Raw genomic sequence first — 18,003 nt, 5'->3', positions numbered from 1 at the left:
AAGAATAGTGTTAACGATGAATTCTCCCAAAAGTAACGGCCTACCCAAAAGCTTTTTGATTGCCTATTTTTTGGTTCAACTATTGATAAGCCCGCTGTACGCGCAGCGCGATACAATCACCAATTATTACGAAACCGAACAAATCAAGCTGCCCAAAGGACTACGTGCCGAGACGGGAGGGATGGATTTTATGCCCGATGGCCGCTTGGTGGCGTGTTTTCACTTAGGAGAAGTGATGACGTATAACCCCAAAACCAAAGTTTGGAAGAAATTTGCGGAAGGGTTGCACGACCCACTGGGCGTGGCAGCCATCAGCAATACAGAGATTTTGGTGATGCAACGCCCTGAGTTGACGCGCATCAAAGATACCAACAACGACGGAGTGGCGGATGTCTATGAAACTGTTACCGACGATTTTGGGATGTCGGGAAACTACCACGAGTTTGCTTTTGGCCCCTTGAAAGATAAAGATGGAAATTATTTTATTGCGCTCAATGTGGCCTCCAACGGCGCGGGGATTCGTCCCGAAATACGCGGCACATACGATTCGCTCAGTCGCGATGGGCGGATGTATTCGTGTGTGCCGTACCGTGGCTGGGTGATGAAATATAACGTAAAAACGCAAAAATTGGAGCCGTATGCCTCAGGCTTTCGTTCGCCCAATGGACTTGGGTTTGATGCCAAAGGTCGTTTGTACGTATCAGATAATCAGGGAGATTGGCGCGGGACAAGCCCTTTGTATCACGTTGAAAAAGACAAGTTTTACGGACACGTCGCGAGCTTAATTTGGAAGAAAGACTTTCCTCGTGTCAAGCCACTTTCGTTGCCCGTCGAACAGCTCGACAGTATGCGTACCCGCGAAGCGATTGCCTTTCCCCATACTGAAATCGCTCATTCGGTGACGCAGCCTTTGCTCGACAACACGGGCGGGAAATTTGGGCCTTTTACGGGGCAACTATTTATCGGTGAAATGGATTACCCACGCTTGGTGCGTTTGCTGATGGAAGAAGTCGGTGGACAAATGCAAGGCGCTTGCGTAGCTTTTGGCGATGGTACGGGTCTTTTGAAAGGTAATAACCGATTGGTGTTTGACAAAAACGGCGATTTGTGGATTGGCCACAACGATCACGGTTGGGTTGGCGACGAAGGGCTTTCTCGGATTCACTGGAAAGGCAAAGTGCCGCTCGAAATCATGGCGATGAACCTGACCAAAGAAGGCTTTGAACTTACGTTTTCGCTGCCCGTAGATGCCAAAATAGCGGCTAATCCGAGTCTATATAAATTTCAACGCTATTACTACAAATACCACCGCACTTACGGTTCCCCCAAAACCGACGTGGCCGATGTAGCCGTGAAAGAAGTGACGGTTTCGCCCGATGGCAAGAAAGTCTCCTTCAAATTGGCAGAGTTGAAAGCGGGCTACGTTTATGACCTTAAAATGGGGGAACTTAAAACATCCGATGGAAAACTGCTCATGAACCGCGCGATTTATTATACCTTGAATAAACTGAAGTAGGGGTTGGAGAAAAAACATTATACCGTAGAAGAATATTTTGAGCTTGATAACCAAAGTGAAATTCGGTACGAATTTTATGAGGGGGAGGTATTTGCCATGGCAGGTACTTCCAAAAATCACAACATTATCACTGATAATATTCAAAGTGCTTTAAAGCGTGTGTTTCGCCCTAAAGGTTGTGATGTTTTTAGCGAGAGCGTCAAGCTGGAGGTAATAAAAAATACCTATTATCCCTATCCAGATGTAATGGTAAGCTGTGATGAGCGAGATAAAGAAGATGAATACATCGTTGCCCACCCTTCTATTTTGGTAGAAGTTTTGTCTAAAAGTACGGCAGAATATGATAAGGATTTTAAGCTAAAGAAATACAAGAAAATCCCTTCGTTACAGTATTACCTCATTGTTTCTCAGTACGAATGCAGTGTAGAGCTGTACAGCCGCACCGAAAACCCTGAGTTATGGTTGTATCAAACTTATGAGAAGCTAACAGACGAAATATCCTTCAATCGTTTAGATTTTACCCTGCCCGTTTCGAGTATTTACGAAAGTGTGCGCTTTTCGGCGATTGTTAGCCCATTTCGGGTAGATGCGTAAGGCTTAAAATATCCCTAGCGAAGCCTGTACCAAGAGAATCAGGAGTGGGACAAGGTGTTCTCGCAGAAATTTGACTGATTTATAAATCAGATTGACAACCGCTTGGTAGGTCAGCTTCATCACTTCGGCGATTTCGTCGTAATGTAATTGGCTAAAAAAACGAAGATAAAGGGCTTCTTGTTGTCGTTTGGTAAGCTGCCCCATGAGGTGGGTTAGTCTTTCTTTTTGATCATGGTCGGTTTGTTGTTCTATTAGCCAGCTTTCGTGGCTGATTTCAAACCACTCGTTGTTCTCTTCCTCAATCACATCAAAGCGATTTTCTTTTCGTAACTCCCGTGTTAGCTTGAATTTCAGGGCTTTAAAGAGATAGCCCTTGACCGACGCAACTTCCCCCAGACGTTCTTTGGACGTCCAAAGCTCAAAAAAAAGGTCTTGGATGCAGTCGTCCAAAAGCTGCGTATTACGGACAATTTTATACCCATACAGATATAACGGCCTGTAATACTTCTTAAAAAGTCCCTCAAAAGCTTTTTGGTCGGCGTTTAGAAAACCCTTCCACAATTGAGTTTCATCCATCTAACCAAGTGTTTATATACCACTATTACAAAAGTGAAGCAAAAGTAGGCTATTTAATGATGTAGCAATTTTAATTTTTTGAGAATAAAAAAAAAATAAGAAAAAAAATGATTATCCCGTGATGCCTTGTGGTACTGGTATATGAAAGGGTTAATAATCTTGATATGAAACCAGAACAATTGCTGACCGACGAGACCTTTCTTGCTTGGTATTTCCGAACCGATGATGAGTCGGTTGAAAAATGGAATAGGTCGATGGCCGAAAATCCTTCCCTCAAGGCGAGCGTGGACGAGGCCGTGTCTTTGTTGCAATTTATGCAAAGCGAAGAAGAGAGGCTAGTCAATGAACAGCAAATAGAGCAAGCGACGGCACGATTGATGTCGAGGGTGCAAGATTGGGAAAACACCAAGCCCGTAACTCGTTCGCTGTCAAATGTATTTGTTCGATGGGCATGGCCTGTTGCAGCGAGTATTTTGATGGCATTTGGGCTGGTTTGGTATCTGACCAAAGAAGTGGCCGACAACGTATATGTGGCTTCGGAGCACATGATGGAACTGAAACTGGCCGATGGTTCTCTGGTAAAACTGAACAAAGGCGCCGAGTTGAAAGTAACAAATTTGAACCAAGACGCTACTGGAAGCCGAGAGGTATGGCTCAAAGGAGAGGCATTTTTTGATGTGAGCCACCTGCCCAATCACCGAGGATTTGTGGTGCATTCGGGTGAAGTGGATGTAGTTGTATTAGGAACACGCTTCAACGTCCGCAATGGTGCTAATGCTACAGCTGTGGCGCTTGAATCGGGCAAAGTAGAACTGTCATTGGCCAATAACCACGCCCAAAAATTAGTGATGAAACCAGGCGATTTGGTGGAATATTCAACGGCTTCGGGTGGCTTGGTAAAATCAGAAATCAACGTCCAAACTTATGCTGCTTGGCAGACGGGCAAGGTGGTTTTTGAAAATGCAACATTGACCGAAATTCAAAAAACGTTAGAACGTCGCTTTGGCCTGAAAGTGCAAGTAGAGCCAGGCAGCGAGCTTGGAGAGTTCAACGGAGCTTTTCCGTCTGACGACCCCGCCGTACTCATCAATGCCTTGGAAAAAGCGTACCCAGGTCAGGTGGTTCGTATGGAGGGCGGAATTCAAGTGCGTAAGTCTATTAACAATTGATTGTTAGGTTTTTAGAATATTAAACCATTGTCTATATGAAAAATTTCTACCGTCGGAAATCGCGGCAACAGGCGCTGGGGCTACTGTTTTGCTGTTTTGCCTTTCAGGCATCAGGACAATTACTGGCCTCGCGCGAAATAGCTGGAGTTCAGGGTCAGTACCAAAAGTCAACAACGACCAAATCGCTCAAAAGCGCCTTGAAAGATCTTCAATCCAGATACAAAGTTTCCTTTTCTTATGACCGACGAACCGTTGAAAACAAAACCATTGAGTATGGGGTGCAACAGTTTGGGTCGCTTGAAAAAGAATTAGATTTTATCGTATCCACACTAAATCTACGCTATGAAAAACTCGACAAAAATCTGTACCTACTGACGCCCATGACCAAATGGGCGGGGTTTGTACAGGAACCTTTGCGAGTAACGCCCCCCGCAACCACCTCAACACCCCAAGTTTCGGAAGTACAGGCATTAGCACCTGCCCGAAAATTGGTGAAGGTGATTGCGGGTAAGGTGGTGGCAAAGTCGGATGGAGCACCTTTGCCTGGCGTCAACGTGGTAATAAAAGGAACCCAAACGGGAACGATTTCGGGAAGTGATGGCTCGTTTAGTATCGACGCCCCCGCTTCTACGTCGGTGTTGGTATTTTCGTTTATCGGGTACCAAACCAAAGAGGTGGCGTTGGGAGATAAAACCAACTTACAAGTGGAGTTGGAAGAAAGCGCGATCGTTCTCAACGAGGCAGTCGTGACGGCCTTGGGTATCAAACGTGAAAAACGCTCGCTGGGCTATTCGGTGGGGAATGTAGAAAGCACTGCACTTACTCAAACGCCTCAAAACAACGTTCTCAACACCTTGGCAGGGAAAGTAGCGGGGGTACAAATCTCGCAAATGGGCGGTGCTGTGGGTTCGTCGGTAAGCATGGTGATTCGCGGCGCAAATTCGCTCAATAGCGACAATCAGCCTTTGTTTGTGATTGACGGTGTGCCCGTTGCGAACCGCATGACCAACTCCTTTGCGGGGGCCGATATGGGAAATCCAATTTCGGACATTAACCCCAACGATATTGCCAATATCTCCATTTTGAAAGGGCCTAGTGCAGCGGCGTTGTACGGTTCGCGGGCAGGAAGTGGCGTGGTGTTGATTACGACCAAGTCGGGAACGGGAGGTAAAAAAGGCATTGGTGTGTCGTTGAACACCTCGGTAGTAATGGATAAGCCATTGGAGTACGTGCGAGTACAGAATAAGTTTGGCTCGGGTAAAACAGGAGCACACGTATTGGAAGAAGCCGAAAACGAAAGCTGGGGCGCGGCCTTAGATGCGGGCGAAAACTGGGCGTTGTGGAACAGTAATGGCCAAAAAGTGCCTTTGATTTCGTATCCGAATCGCTTCAACGATTTCTTTCAAACGGGCATAACCAACACCAACAACGTTTCGGTGAATGGTAATTATGAAAAAGGGAATTTCCGCCTATCGGTAGGAAATATGAGCAACACGGGCATTATCCCCAATACCGATTTGTCGCGTTTGACGATTGCCCTAAACTCAGCCTACAACATCACTGATAAGTTTCGTACTTCGGTAAGCTTAAACGTAACGCAGTCAGGTTCTGATAACCGACCTTTGATTGATGCCAGCCGCAACGACCCCGTTAGAAGTGTTTATGAAATGGGTTCACAGGTAAATATCAACGATCTGCGCAACTATTGGTTGCCTGGTCAGGAGGGAATAAGCCAGCTTAAATACAAAGACAAGCAAAACAACCCATTCTTTTTGGTCTATGAAAACCTGACGGGCTTTAAACGCGACCGTACAGTGGCCAAAATTCAGATGGATTATGACATTACAAACGAGCTGACGCTGACAGGAAAGTACGCTAGAGATTCGTACAGCGAAATCTTTGAGTCGAAAAAAGCCTATAGCAATTTTGAAGCGGTGAAAGGCGGTTACACCATTTCTAACGATTACCGTAAAGAGCAAAACTTGGATTTGATGCTCAATTATAAAAAGAGCTTTCAAAACAGCTGGAGCCTAAACGCGATGATGGGTGCCAACCGTTTGGAACAATACTACCAGTCATTGTATAATGCCACGACCGAACTCGTCATTCCAGGGTTATACACCATTGCCAACGGTGCCCCTGGAACGTTCAATCCACTGAGTTCTTTTTCACGGAAACTGCTTTATGGCGTTTATGCGTCGGCATCGCTTGGGTTCAAGGACTTTGTTTATTTGGATTTGACCGCCCGAAATGACTGGACGAGTACCTTGAAAAAAGGAAACAATTCGTATTTTTATCCTTCGGCATCATTGAGCGTGCTTTTATCAGAAGTGGTAAAAATGCCATCTTGGGTTGATTTTGCCAAAGTACGCGCGGGCTTTGCCCAAGTCGGTAACGACGTGGACCCATACAGCCGTTCACAAACTTACAGTACTGCGCTCGACTGGGGCGCGGCCAAGCGTATGTACATGGCGGGAGTACTTAGAAATCCTGATTTGAAGCCCGAAATTTCGACTTCGCACGAGATTGGGGTGGATTTTAAATTCTTCAAAAACCGACTTGGACTAGAAGCCACGTATTACAAACGCGGCAACCGAAACCAAGTACTTTCTATCGTAACACCCATTGAGTCAGGAGCGAGCAACAAGCAGATTAATGCAGGATTGGTGGAAAGTCAGGGCTTTGAGATTGGGATAGTAACGACGCCCATCAAAACCAAAGACTTTAAGTGGGACATGAATTTTACCTTGACCCGCAACCGCACCTACATTCGTAAGTTGGCCGAAGGAATCAAGTATTTCTCGTTTACATCGTACAGCGGGGCAGAGGTTCGTACCTACGAAGGTGGGCAAGTGGGCGATATTTATATGGCGCCGATGTTGAGGGTAAAAGATAAGGCATCGCCTTATTATAATTATCCGATTGTGACGAGCGGAGGGCTTTACCAGACTGATAACGACCCCAACAACTTGATGAAAATCGGCAACTTTAACCATAATTTCCTTATGGGGATTCAGCCGACCATTCGCTACAAAAACTTGAGCATTTTTGCCAATATCGACTGGCGTCAAGGAGGACAGTTTTATTCCAATACCATGATGTTTCTTGGAAATAACGGAATGCTTGACGAAACGTTGTCGGGCGTGCCGTATGACCCATCGCGTAGCCTTGCCGAACAAATCAAAGCCAATCCAGACGCGTATCTCGGCAATTGGGTTGGAGGAAGAAACGCCGCTTACGGAGGTTTTGCATGGCCTGAAGGAAGCACTGAAGCCGCAAAACGCCTGCAAGATGCCAGTCTAAATCCTGGGGTTTTGGCCACCAAAGATGCCGCAGGAAATACCGTTTATGTGGAAAATTTGGGGGGAGCGGGTAGTAAATGGATTGATCCATTCAGTGCGTACCGCTACGCCAATCGCCCTTTCCCTGATCGCAATTTGTACAGCGCCACGTACGTCAAGTTGAGAGAAATTTCGGTAACTTACTTTTTGCCAAAAAGCTTTGTGAGTCGTTTCAAAGTTCAAAACGCCTCTTTGTCGATTGTCGGGAACAACCTGTACATGTGGACTCGCCACGGAATCAAGGGCTTGGATCCTGAGCGCGCTTTCCGCCCCACGGGTACCAGCTGGTCGCAGGGGGTTGAATATTACAACGTGATGCCAATCACTGGCTCAGTAGGTTTCAAATTGAATGTTGACTTTTAAAATTGGGTAGCGATGAAATTCACAAACATAAAAAAAGGGATTGCCGCTTTAACCGTAGGTGGTGTGCTGTTTTCGTGTCAAGATTTGACCGAAATCGACAAAAATCCCAACAGTCCAGAAGATGTTTCTTCCAACTACATTATGACCTATGTACTGTCTAACACGGGTAAAACTTTCTTTAGCTTGGGCAGAGACGGGTCTAAAATTGGGGCAGCAATGCAATACATGCAAGCAGGAACCAACGAAGGAGCGGCAGTAATCAACCAATACGCTTGGACGCAAGAGTCGTGGAACGGTTATTATGAGATTTTGCGCAATAATCAGTTGATTTACGACAAAGGCGTCAAAGAAAATAATCGTTTTTTTCAGGCCATTGCCCTCACGATGCGGTCGGCCGTGTTTGGTTTATTAACCGATTTGTATGGCGATATACCTTACACCGAGTCACTCAAGGCATCTTCGGGTTTATTTTTTCCAAAATACGATGAGCAGGCCGTCGTGTATAAAGGCATTATGACCGACTTAAAACAAGCCGTGACCTTGCTCAATAGCCTAGAAAGCAAAGATGCCGTTAACCCAACGTCAGATATTTTGTACAAAGGAGACGGAAAAAAATGGCGGAAATTGGCCAATTCGCTCCGTTTGCGTTATGCCTTGCGCTTGGCCGATAAACGCTCAGAAATGAGTGCATTGGGCGTAAATATCCAAGCCGAATTCACAGAAGCTTCCGCCGACGCTTTTACAAGCAATAGCGACGATGCTTCGATGGCGTTTGTGGGCGCAAGTGCCGATAATTCAGCCCCAGGTGGGCCGCTCAATTCGCCTAACCCTAACTTTTTGCTAAAACCTGGGCAGCCGTTTGTGAGCAAATTGATTGCCTTGAATGACCCGCGTCTTCAACGTTGGATACAACCTGTGCAGCGAAAATGGGATACCAAAGTCACCAAAGAAACAACCGTAACGGTAAAAAATAGCTACGGCGAAAGCTATTCGGTGGTGTACGTTCCCACGACATTGACCAACGTAGATACGTCGCTTTATGTGGGCTTGCCAGTAGGCTTGCCCATTACGCAGGCAGTCGCTTACAACAAAGGCAATGACGCCACGGCTTACAACAATGAACGGAATCCCTACATTTCGTTTTTGCACGAGCGCTACCGTAAAAACACGGATACGTATGTACCCATGAACCTCATAACGTACAGCGAGGTAGAGTTTATTTTGGCGGAAGCTGCTTTGGCGGGAAATTTTGGAGCAACCGATGCTGAAGGTCACTACAAAAAAGCCATTCGGGCTTCCATGGACAAAGCAGGAGTGTTTACGGCGAGTTATGACTATGAAAAATACTACGCACAGCCGTCGGTTAGTTATGCGTCGGCTTCCAACAAACTGGAGCGAATTATGGAGCAAAAATGGCTTTCCTCTTGGTTTGGTATCGAGTCATGGTTTGACTGGAGACGAACGGGCTTCCCTGCTTTGAAGGCGGGTGAAGTGGCGCAATACGGCAAAGCGCTACCGATTCGATACATGTATCCTGTACCGAATCAAGACCCTTCGTATTTGACCAATTACAACTCAGCAGTCGAACGTTTAGGAAACACCAACTATATCCCATCAGGACAAAGCAAAGACCACCCATACGCCAAAATGTGGCTCATTCAAGGTACAAGTAAGCCTTGGAATTAGGTAGTTTTTGGCACTATTTGACTTTGAAAAATTAGAGTTCCTGTGATTAAAGCCTTCCCGAAAGTTCAAAAACTTTCGGGAAGATTCTTTTTGTACTTGGAAAATCTGATTCTGAAATAACGCACCAATGAAATCTATTTTAACCGCCCTCCTCTTTATTGTTATTTTCCAAGTCGGCTATGCCCAATCGTGGATAGACCTGACCCAAGCCAGTATTCACCATCGCCCTGCCGATGCGGCTGCTTTCAAAGAAATTGTAAATATTTTGCAGGAAGAAATCGCAAAGCGTTCAGGAATTAAACCCAACGTTTCTCCCAGTTTTTCAGAAGCTACAAGTGCCAGCATTTATTTGGTGCTGGATAAAAACATCGCCGAATTACCCGCGCCGTTGAAAGCCGAGGTACTTCGATTGCCCCCACCTACCCAAGAAGGCTTTCGATTGGTGGCTTTGCCCGAAAAAAATACTGTGGCGATTGTCGGGAAAGACACCCGAGGGGTGCTGTACGGCGTAGGGCGTTTGCTCCGCAAGGCTGAAATCACCCAAGGGAAAATTCGTTTTCCTGCCGATTTGCGACTTTCTACTAGTCCTAAATACCTCGTCCGAGGACACCAGTTGGGCTATCGACCCAAAACCAACTCATACGATGCTTTCACGGTGGCGCAGTATGACCAATACATTCGCGAATTGGCACTTTTTGGGGCGAATAGTATCGAAATTCTCCCGCCAGGTACCGACGACGAGCCTACCAGCCGCCACATGAAATTGGCAACGTTGGACATGGTCAAAGAACAAGCGCGGATTTGCCAACGCTACGGGCTGGACGTTTGGATGTGGTATCCCAACATTGGAAAAGACTTTACAACGCCCGAAAAAGTAAAAAATGAGTTGGCTGCCCGCGAAATAGTCTTCAAAGCTGTCTCAAAAATAGACGCCGTTTTTGTACCAGGTGGCGACCCAGGCGAGCTCGAACCCGACGAGCTTTTTGAGTGGATGGATAAAATGGCTTTGCTGTTAAACAAATACCATCCCAAAGCAAAAATTTGGATTTCGCCGCAATCGTTCAAACCGACCAAAGCTTGGTTTGAAGCGTTTTTTCGCCATGTCAACAAAGGCTATCCTTGGTTGGGGGGTATTGTCTATGGGCCTTGGGTAAAAGTGCCGATTGACCAAATTCGTAAAACGGTGAAGCCGTCGATTCCGATTCGGAACTATCCAGACATTACGCATTCCATCGCTGCACAATACCCCGAACCCGACTGGGATCCTGCTTGGGCGGTCACGCTCGGCCGCGAAGCCGTAAACCCGCGTCCCAAAGACCAGAAGTTTTTCCACAATATCGTGGCTCCATATTGTATTGGAAGTATAAGCTACTCGGAGGGGACTAACGATGACGTGAATAAGTTTATCTGGAGTGACCAAGACTGGGATCCGAAAATGGACGTCAGAGAGACGTTGAAAGATTACAGTCGCTTGTTTTTTGGAGCAGATTTGGCCATGGATGGGGCGTTGGGCTTATCGGAATTAGAAACCAACATCAAAGGGCCTGTGTTGGCCGCCAATCAAATCGAACGAACGCTAATGAGGTGGCAAAAAATGGAGCAGTCGGCCTCAAAAACGCTTCTAGCCAATCCTCGTTTTCAGATGGGACTGATTCGGGCGTATTTTGATGCCTACGTTCGGGAAAGAAGCATTTACGAAACACAGCTGGAGCACCAAGCCTACGAAATTCTGAAGTCGGGAGAAGGCAATGCCCAAGCCAAAGCTCAAAAAGCGATAAATGTGTTGAGCAAAGCGTGGAATGAACCTGTTGGCATTTCGTTACGAGAACGATGCTTGGCTTTGGCCGATTCGTTGCATCGAAGCATTGGGGCACAGTTGACGGTGGCAAAACACGGAGCGATGCCAGGTCGAGGTAATTTTATTGATAACTTGGATTACCCACTCAACGATGCGCCGTGGCTGATGCGCGAGCTCAAAAAAATGGAAAAAATGGACGAGGCGCAGGGGAAAGCTGCATTGACTCGTTTACTCAGCCGTACTTACCCAGGCAAAGGCGGTATCTACGACCAATTTATGAACCCCACCAGTCGAGCACGAGTAGTGACGACCAAGTACAATTGGAACAACGACCCCGAAAGCCTGCAATCGTCGCGCATAGGTTATGGCATGAACTTACCCAAAGAATACTTTGATGGCTTTCCAAGAATGAGCACACCCGTACCAGCTGTCCCCAAAGCATGGACAAGCCAAATTGAAGTTTTGTACGATAACATTTTGAAAATTAAGTATGACCAACTAGAGAAAGGAGCTAAGTACAGAGTAAAGGTGGTCTATAGCGGACGGTTTAAGTCCAACGTGCGAATGATGACTTCTAGCGGTATTCTCATCCATGATTACATTAAATTAGGCGAACAGCCCGAATACGAATTTGAAGTGCCTGCCGAGGCTTTTAAAAACGGTGAGGTTGTTTTTCAATGGAATTGCAAAGAGGCTGAGAGGGGCTTACAAGTGGGGGAAGTCTCGCTGATTCGGGTTGAATAAATGCGGTTTTGCGTCGGAGACGCGAGGCCGTATTGCCCCCAAACCATAGTTTGGGGGCAGCTTAGAGACGTGAGTCCATGTTGTCTCCAAATTATAGTTTGGGGGCAGCGATAGTTAGTTTTTGCGTCGGAGACGCGAGTCCATTTTGCCCCCGAATCATAGTTCGGGGGCAGCTTGTGCAGCGATAGTTAGCGCAAAAACCACACTTTGCGTATTAGACCTTTCTCCACCAGATAAATGGCCGTGGCAGAAAATTCTTGACCGCGTCCCGTAATGTATTCTTTGTCAATGACGTAGTTGCCCTGAATGATACGCCCGTGCAATGCGGCGAAGTTTTGAGGAAACTTTTTGAAAAGACTCCCGTAATCATTTTCTAGGTCTTTTTTTGTCAAAACGCGTGGTTTGGCGTTAGGGAAGCTATAAATCTCGACGGTATCGCTGTAGGTTTCAACGAATGCTTTGAGGTCTTGGCGGTTGTAAGCATCCAATTGTTGCTGGACGATTTTCTCAGGATTTTGAGCAAATACCTTCCACGAAAGAAAGAAAAATAAGGGTAAGAAGAGCGATTTCATAGCAATGCTTATTTTTGATATACTCGTACGTAGTCGATGATGTATTGAGAAGGAAATTTACTAGACGAAGGGTCACCACCGTTGTCGCCGCCGATGGCAAGGTTGAGTAGTAGGTAGTGGGGCTGCATAAAGGGGTTTTTCTGAGTCCCGTCTTGGTTGATGGTATATTGCAATTCCACAAAATTCAATAACTCTCCGTCCACGTAGAGCCGAATCGCTTTTTCGTCCCAGTCCATCCGCCATACGTGGAACTTCTTACTCCAGCGGCGGTCTTGGAAAGTCTCAATGGGCTTTTTGAGGTCTCGCCAAATCGCTTTATAACGGGTTTCGCTGCCCCATGCAACATTGGCCAACAGCATACCACGGTAAAACTCCATGATGTCGATTTCGCCATTGCGCGGCCATTCTCCTTCTACGCCCAGCGTCCAAAATGCTGGCCAAATTCCCGCTTGTGTATCTATTTTGGCCCTCATTTCGATGCGGCCGTATTGCCAACTGTGCAGACCTTGCGTTTTTAAACTAGCGGCGGTATATTCGATGTTGGTACGTTGCTTGCGCCAATCTTGGCTCTGAGCGTTGTAATTAGGATTCGATTTTTGCTCGCGTCGCCCCTCAATGATAAGTTTTCCTTTTTGACAATAGGCGTTTTCTGGTTGGTACCATTGTAGCTCGTGGTTACGGACAAAGCCTTTTTCAAACGTCCAGTTTTGTGGATTAGGAGCTCCGTCGTTGGAAAACTCATCAGACCAAACCAGTGCGTAGCCCGTATATTGGGGAATTTTTTGCCCAAACATCTGATTAGGAATCCCCACAACTCCCAATAAAAACCCTAAAAAGGATAAAAATGCTGATTGGTATTTTTTTAGTACATCTTTGGTAGGTTTGAATTCCATTAGGATGTGGATTTTATAGTGACTTAATGGTTACTTTTTTGGAAATTTGTGTCAATTATATAGATTCGTATCTTTTAATTTATTCTTAATTATCTATGAGAAAGACCTCACATTTGTGGTTATACTTTGTAGCGGCGGCGACTTTGGGCTTACAAAGCTGTTCCCGAAACCCCGTTACTGGCAAAAAAGAAATTATCTTCATGTCGCAAGAGCAAGAAATTGCCCTTGGGGCGCAGTCTCACCCGTCGATTGTAGCGACGATGGGCCTGTACGAGGATGCGAAACTACAAAACTTTATCAATGAAAAGGGGAAGTCGATGGGGGCTATCTCGCACCGTCCTGATTTGAAATATCAGTTTCATATTGTTGACTCTCCTGTTGTCAATGCCTTTGCCGTACCAGGTGGCTACGTCTATTTTACGAGGGGAATTATGGCGCATTTCAATAATGAAGCCGAGTTTATGGGAGTATTGGGCCATGAGATTGGCCACGTTACTGCTCGCCATTCGGCACGTCAACAAACGTCGCAGGTGCTGGGTACAGTAGGGCTAATGGCGGGAATGGTACTGTCAGAAAAAGTTCGTCAAATGGGTGATCAAGCCATGCAAGGGCTTCAGATGGTATTGTTGAGTTACAGCCGTGCCCACGAGTCGGAGTCTGATAAAATTGGGGTGGACTACTCAAGTAAAGTAGGATACGATGCCCGCGAAATGGCGCAGTTTTTCGGAACTATCAAGCGTATTTCTGACAAAAGTGGCCAAGCCATTCCAACCTTTATGTCAACCCACCCCGATCCAGGCGACCGCTTTACCAATGTGCGCCAAATGGCCGAAGCATACCAAAAGGCAAATCCTGGCCAGTATTTGGTGGAAAGAGAGCGTTATTTGCGCATGATAGACGGTATTATTTTTGGGGATGATCCGAAACAAGGGTTTGTAGAAAACTGGAATTTTTATCACCCAGAATTGAAATTCCAATTCCCCGTTCCGCGCGATTGGCAGTACGAAAACTCGCCTGTACAGTTCCAAATGGCGGCCAAAGACGGCAAGTCGATGATGATGTTGACCGTAGCCGAAGGTAAGACCTTGGACGAGGCGGCTCAAAACGTGGTTAAAAACTATAATTTCAAGGTGTTGGAAAACAAAAAAACAACCATCAATGGAATCCCTGCGGTGGTGATGGTTTCACAAATCCAGCAGCAACAACAGCAGCAGCAAGGAGGCCAAACGACTCCGCAACAAGCTCAAGACCCGAATACGGTGGTGCAGGTGGCAACGTATTTGTACGAGTACAACGGGATGATTTTGGCCATGCACGGCATGAGTTATGCGCCAACGTTTAATACGAATTTTGCGACATTCCGTAACGTTGCCGAAAATTTCCGTACCCTTAATGACCCTGACAAACTCAACCGCAAACCCGACCGTATTCGTATCAAAACGGTGGCACGTACGGCCGCTTTTAAAGATGTAATGAAAAGCTTTGGTATGCCCGATAGCAGACTGGACGAATTGGGGATTTTGAATCAACTCCAAGCCAACGACCAAGTACAGCAAGGAACATTGGTCAAGATAATTACAAAATAAAACTCGTAAAAACCCCTCTTGGTCGCAAAATCGCCTGAAGGTGAGTAAATAAGCCCAAGCGGGGTTTGGGCTTTCGCAACGAACGGAGTAGATTTGGGTTAGAATACTCACATTTACTCCGTTTTTTTGCATGAAAAAAATCATTACACTTCTCATCACACTAGCGGCTACTTTAGCCCTAAGGGCACAAACGCCCACTTTCCCCCGCAATGGGGTCTATGACGAGCGGCCAGAAATGTACGCTTTTACCAACGCGACCATTTATGTAGATGCTCGTACGGTGCTCGAAAATGCGACCTTGCTTATCAAAAATGGTATCGTCGTGGCGGCAGCCAAAGACGTTCAAATTCCTCCGGGGACGGTGGTTACTGACCTAAAAGGCCGTCGGATTTATCCTGCGCTTATTGATTTGGAATCCGATTATGGTATGCCCGAAATCGCGCGCGGACAGCGTGGTGGCCGAGGAACTCCTCCTCAAATCGAATCAAACAAAAAAGGAGCGTTTGGCTGGAACCAAGCCGTTAGCCCTGAATCAGAGGCAGGTAAACTTTTTACGGTAAATAACCCAAAAGCCGACGAACTTCGTAAACTTGGTTTTGGCGCTGTGCTTACGCACCACCACGATGGTATCGTACGAGGAAGCGGAGCATTGGTGAGCTTGGCATCGGAAAGTGCTAATACAGTGGTTCTTCGCCAACCTGCGTCTTTTCACTTGTCGTTCAATAAAGGTTCGTCAACTCAGCAATACCCCAACTCGCCAATGGGGGCAATGGCCCTGCTTCGGCAGACGTACTACGATGCGGAGTGGTACAAAAACAGCGGAAAAAACGTAGAGTTGAACCTGTCGTTGGAGGCATTTAATACATTTAGTTCCTTGCCTGCTATTTTTGAGGCAACCGACAAATGGAGCTTGATGCGTGCCGATAAACTAGGCGACGAATTTAAAACACAATATATATTCAGAGGCTCGGGCGATGAATATCAGCGTATCGACGAAATCAAAGCGACGGGTGGCGCCATTATTGTTCCGCTCAATTACCCTGCTGCTTTCGACGTAGAAGATGCATGGGATGCCGATAATGTAAGCCTAGCCGAAATGAAGCATTGGGAAATGGCGCCCGCCAACGCCGCCACGCTCGAAAAAGCAGGCGTGAACTTTGTGCTGACGTCGGCATTGCTAAAAACCAAAGCTGAGTTTTGGCCCAACCTTCGCAAAGCCATCGAACACGGCTTGACCGAAACCAAAGCCCTCGAAGCCCTCACGACCATTCCTGCGCAGTTGCTTCAATGCAGTGATAAAATCGGAAGCCTCAAAACAGGTGCGTGGGCGAACTTTATCATTACGTCGGGCAGTATTTTTAGCGCGGATAATATCCTGTACGAAAACTGGATTCGCGGTAAAAAATACGTCATCAACTCATTGAATCAAACCGATATTCGTGGCACGTACCAGCTAAATCTTAATGATGAAAAAGCAAAACTCGTCATTTCTGGAAAGCCTGATAAGCCAGAGTACCAAGTCGTGTTGCGCGATACGGTAAAAATCACGCCTAAAGTTACGTTCCTCAACGACGTCATTTCTATCAACTTCCAACCTGATCGCCGTACTCCAAACGCTACAACTCGTTTGACGGGGTATTTGGAAGGAACTACCTTGAAAGGAAGTGGTGAAAATGCCAAAGGAGAGGCGATTAAATGGGTAGCTACGTTCCAAGAAGCTTTCAAAACCCTAGAAGCACGCCGCGATTCTACCCAACGTCCTGTACCTAATGTCGGAAAACCGCTTTACCCTTTTGTTGGGTTTGGAAATACTGAAAAACCAAAGTCTGAAACAATTTTGGTGAAAAATACAACCGTTTGGACCAGCGAAGACGCAGGGGTGTTGACGAATACTGATGTGTTGGTAGAAAATGGCAAAATCACGAAAGTGGGTAAAAACCTTTCGGCAGCTACAGCCCGCGTGATTGACGGGACAGGCAAACACCTTACGCCTGGTATCATCGACGAGCACTCGCACATTGCCCTCGCTTCGGTCAATGAAGGTGGGCAGTCAAGTTCGGCAGAAGTGCGCATGAGCGATGTCGTCAATCCAGATGATATTAACATCTATCGTCAATTGGCAGGGGGCGTCACTATGTCACAGTTGTTGCACGGTTCGGCCAACTCAATCGGCGGGCAGTCGGCTGTGGTAAAACTCAAATGGGGAAGCAATGTCAACGAAATGCTTGTTCCCGAAGCGCAATACATCAAGTTTGCGTTGGGTGAAAACGTAAAACAATCAAACAGCCCGAACGCGACCGTGCGCTATCCACAAACGCGAATGGGGGTAGAGCAAGTATTTTATGATCACTTTATCCGTGCCCGTGAATACGACCGCTCGTGGGATGCGTACAATTCGATGAAAAATAAAATTGGTATTCCTGCCCCACGTCGCGATATTGAGTTGGAAACCTTGGCCGAAATCTTGAACGGCAAGCGTCACATCACTTGTCACTCGTATGTGCAGTCAGAAATCAATATGTTGATTAAAGTTGCCGATTCATTAGGGTTTAAAATCAATACATTTACGCACATTTTGGAAGGATACAAAGTGGCCGACAAAATGAAAAAACACGGCGTGGCAGGTTCGTCGTTTGCTGACTGGTGGGCGTATAAAATGGAAGTAAAAGACGCCATTCCGTACAATGCCGCGATTTTGGCGAAAGTAGGCGTATTGACCAGTATCAACTCTGACGACGCCGAAATGGCACGCCGCCTTAATCAAGAAGCCGCCAAAGCCGTAGAATACGGCGGTATTGCCGAGACAGAAGCGCTCAAAATGGTAACCATTAACCCTGCTAAAATTTTACGTCTCGACAAACGTACGGGTAGTATCAAAGTAGGAAAAGATGCTGATTTGGTACTGTGGAACAACCACCCACTTTCTATTTATGCACGTCCAGACTATACCATTGTTGAAGGGGCTATTTGCTATTCGACTGATGGTGATGAAAAACGCCGTGGGGAAGTAGAGCAGGAGCGTGCTCGTTTGATTCAGAAGATGATTTCTGCTAAAACAGGTGGCGCTACGGCCGTTCGCCCTCCGTTCCGTCGTCAGCGCATGTGGCATTGTGAAGACGTAGAAGGCATTATGGCCGAAGGTGAAGAAGAAGGCAAGTAGCTTTG

The 18,003-nt window shown here is 46.5% G+C and carries 11 protein-coding genes; 8 read left to right on the top strand and 3 right to left on the bottom strand.

The genetic code is table 11. The features are described from left to right. The first annotated feature begins 16 nt into the window (after window positions 1-16). Window positions 17-1,516, top strand: a complete 1,500-nt coding sequence (locus AC23P2_RS10675) for a DUF7133 domain-containing protein (protein ID WP_487773176.1) — start codon at window positions 17-19, stop codon at window positions 1,514-1,516. Between the two features lie 3 nt (window positions 1,517-1,519). Then, window positions 1,520-2,110: a Uma2 family endonuclease gene (locus AC23P2_RS10670; protein WP_487773175.1), complete on the top strand. Its 591-nt coding sequence runs from the start codon at window positions 1,520-1,522 to the stop codon at window positions 2,108-2,110. 3 nt (window positions 2,111-2,113) lie between these two features. On the opposite strand, the gene AC23P2_RS10665 is transcribed toward AC23P2_RS10670, so the two are convergent. Further along, window positions 2,114-2,686: an RNA polymerase sigma factor gene (locus tag AC23P2_RS10665; protein WP_487773174.1), complete on the bottom strand. Its 573-nt coding sequence runs from the start codon at window positions 2,684-2,686 to the stop codon at window positions 2,114-2,116. 164 nt (window positions 2,687-2,850) lie between these two features. On the opposite strand from AC23P2_RS10665, the gene AC23P2_RS10660 reads away from it, so the two are divergent. From AC23P2_RS10660 to AC23P2_RS10645, 4 genes are all read left to right on the top strand, one after another. Then, window positions 2,851-3,855, top strand: coding sequence for a FecR family protein (locus tag AC23P2_RS10660; protein WP_487773173.1), 1,005 nt, complete (start codon window positions 2,851-2,853; stop codon window positions 3,853-3,855). A 35-nt stretch (window positions 3,856-3,890) separates the two neighbouring features. Then, window positions 3,891-7,559 (top strand): SusC/RagA family TonB-linked outer membrane protein, encoded by a 3,669-nt coding sequence (locus AC23P2_RS10655; protein ID WP_487773172.1) that lies wholly within the window; start codon window positions 3,891-3,893, stop codon window positions 7,557-7,559. Window positions 7,560-7,571: 12 nt separating this feature from the next. After that, on the top strand, window positions 7,572-9,245 hold the full coding sequence (locus tag AC23P2_RS10650; RefSeq protein ID WP_487773171.1) for a SusD/RagB family nutrient-binding outer membrane lipoprotein: 1,674 nt from the start codon (window positions 7,572-7,574) through the stop codon (window positions 9,243-9,245). A gap of 127 nt (window positions 9,246-9,372) precedes the next feature. Beyond that, complete coding sequence (locus AC23P2_RS10645) at window positions 9,373-11,787, top strand: hypothetical protein (RefSeq protein WP_487773170.1); 2,415 nt, start codon at window positions 9,373-9,375, stop codon at window positions 11,785-11,787. Window positions 11,788-11,975: 188 nt separating this feature from the next. Here the strand turns inward: AC23P2_RS10645 and AC23P2_RS10640 are convergent, their stop codons facing one another. After that, complete coding sequence (locus tag AC23P2_RS10640) at window positions 11,976-12,359, bottom strand: nuclear transport factor 2 family protein (RefSeq protein WP_487773169.1); 384 nt, start codon at window positions 12,357-12,359, stop codon at window positions 11,976-11,978. An 8-nt stretch (window positions 12,360-12,367) separates the two neighbouring features. Next, window positions 12,368-13,153 (bottom strand): glycoside hydrolase family 16 protein, encoded by a 786-nt coding sequence (locus tag AC23P2_RS10635; RefSeq protein WP_487773461.1) that lies wholly within the window; start codon window positions 13,151-13,153, stop codon window positions 12,368-12,370. A 194-nt stretch (window positions 13,154-13,347) separates the two neighbouring features. Between AC23P2_RS10635 and AC23P2_RS10630 the strand changes: the two genes are divergently transcribed. Both AC23P2_RS10630 and AC23P2_RS10625 read left to right on the top strand, forming a co-directional pair. After that, on the top strand, window positions 13,348-14,838 hold the full coding sequence (locus tag AC23P2_RS10630; protein WP_487773168.1) for a M48 family metalloprotease: 1,491 nt from the start codon (window positions 13,348-13,350) through the stop codon (window positions 14,836-14,838). Window positions 14,839-14,968: 130 nt separating this feature from the next. Next, window positions 14,969-17,998 carry an amidohydrolase family protein gene (locus tag AC23P2_RS10625; protein ID WP_487773167.1) on the top strand — a complete coding sequence of 1,010 codons (3,030 nt, stop codon included), beginning with the start codon at window positions 14,969-14,971 and terminating at the stop codon, window positions 17,996-17,998. Window positions 17,999-18,003: the final 5 nt, after the last annotated feature.

Source organism: Runella sp. R0.1_18, assembly GCF_057652155.1.
This window is presented reverse-complemented; position numbering and strand designations above follow the sequence as displayed.

Coding starts and splice junctions, on each gene's coding strand:
- AC23P2_RS10675 (WP_487773176.1), top strand. CDS start 17: ATGAATTCTCCCAAAAGTAACGGCCTACCCAAAAGCTTTTTGATTGCC.
- AC23P2_RS10665 (WP_487773174.1), bottom strand. CDS start 2,686: ATGGATGAAACTCAATTGTGGAAGGGTTTTCTAAACGCCGACCAAAAA.
- AC23P2_RS10660 (WP_487773173.1), top strand. CDS start 2,851: ATGAAACCAGAACAATTGCTGACCGACGAGACCTTTCTTGCTTGGTAT.
- AC23P2_RS10655 (WP_487773172.1), top strand. CDS start 3,891: ATGAAAAATTTCTACCGTCGGAAATCGCGGCAACAGGCGCTGGGGCTA.
- AC23P2_RS10650 (WP_487773171.1), top strand. CDS start 7,572: ATGAAATTCACAAACATAAAAAAAGGGATTGCCGCTTTAACCGTAGGT.
- AC23P2_RS10645 (WP_487773170.1), top strand. CDS start 9,373: ATGAAATCTATTTTAACCGCCCTCCTCTTTATTGTTATTTTCCAAGTC.
- AC23P2_RS10640 (WP_487773169.1), bottom strand. CDS start 12,359: ATGAAATCGCTCTTCTTACCCTTATTTTTCTTTCTTTCGTGGAAGGTA.
- AC23P2_RS10635 (WP_487773461.1), bottom strand. CDS start 13,153: ATGTTTGGGCAAAAAATTCCCCAATATACGGGCTACGCACTGGTTTGG.
- AC23P2_RS10630 (WP_487773168.1), top strand. CDS start 13,348: ATGAGAAAGACCTCACATTTGTGGTTATACTTTGTAGCGGCGGCGACT.
- AC23P2_RS10625 (WP_487773167.1), top strand. CDS start 14,969: ATGAAAAAAATCATTACACTTCTCATCACACTAGCGGCTACTTTAGCC.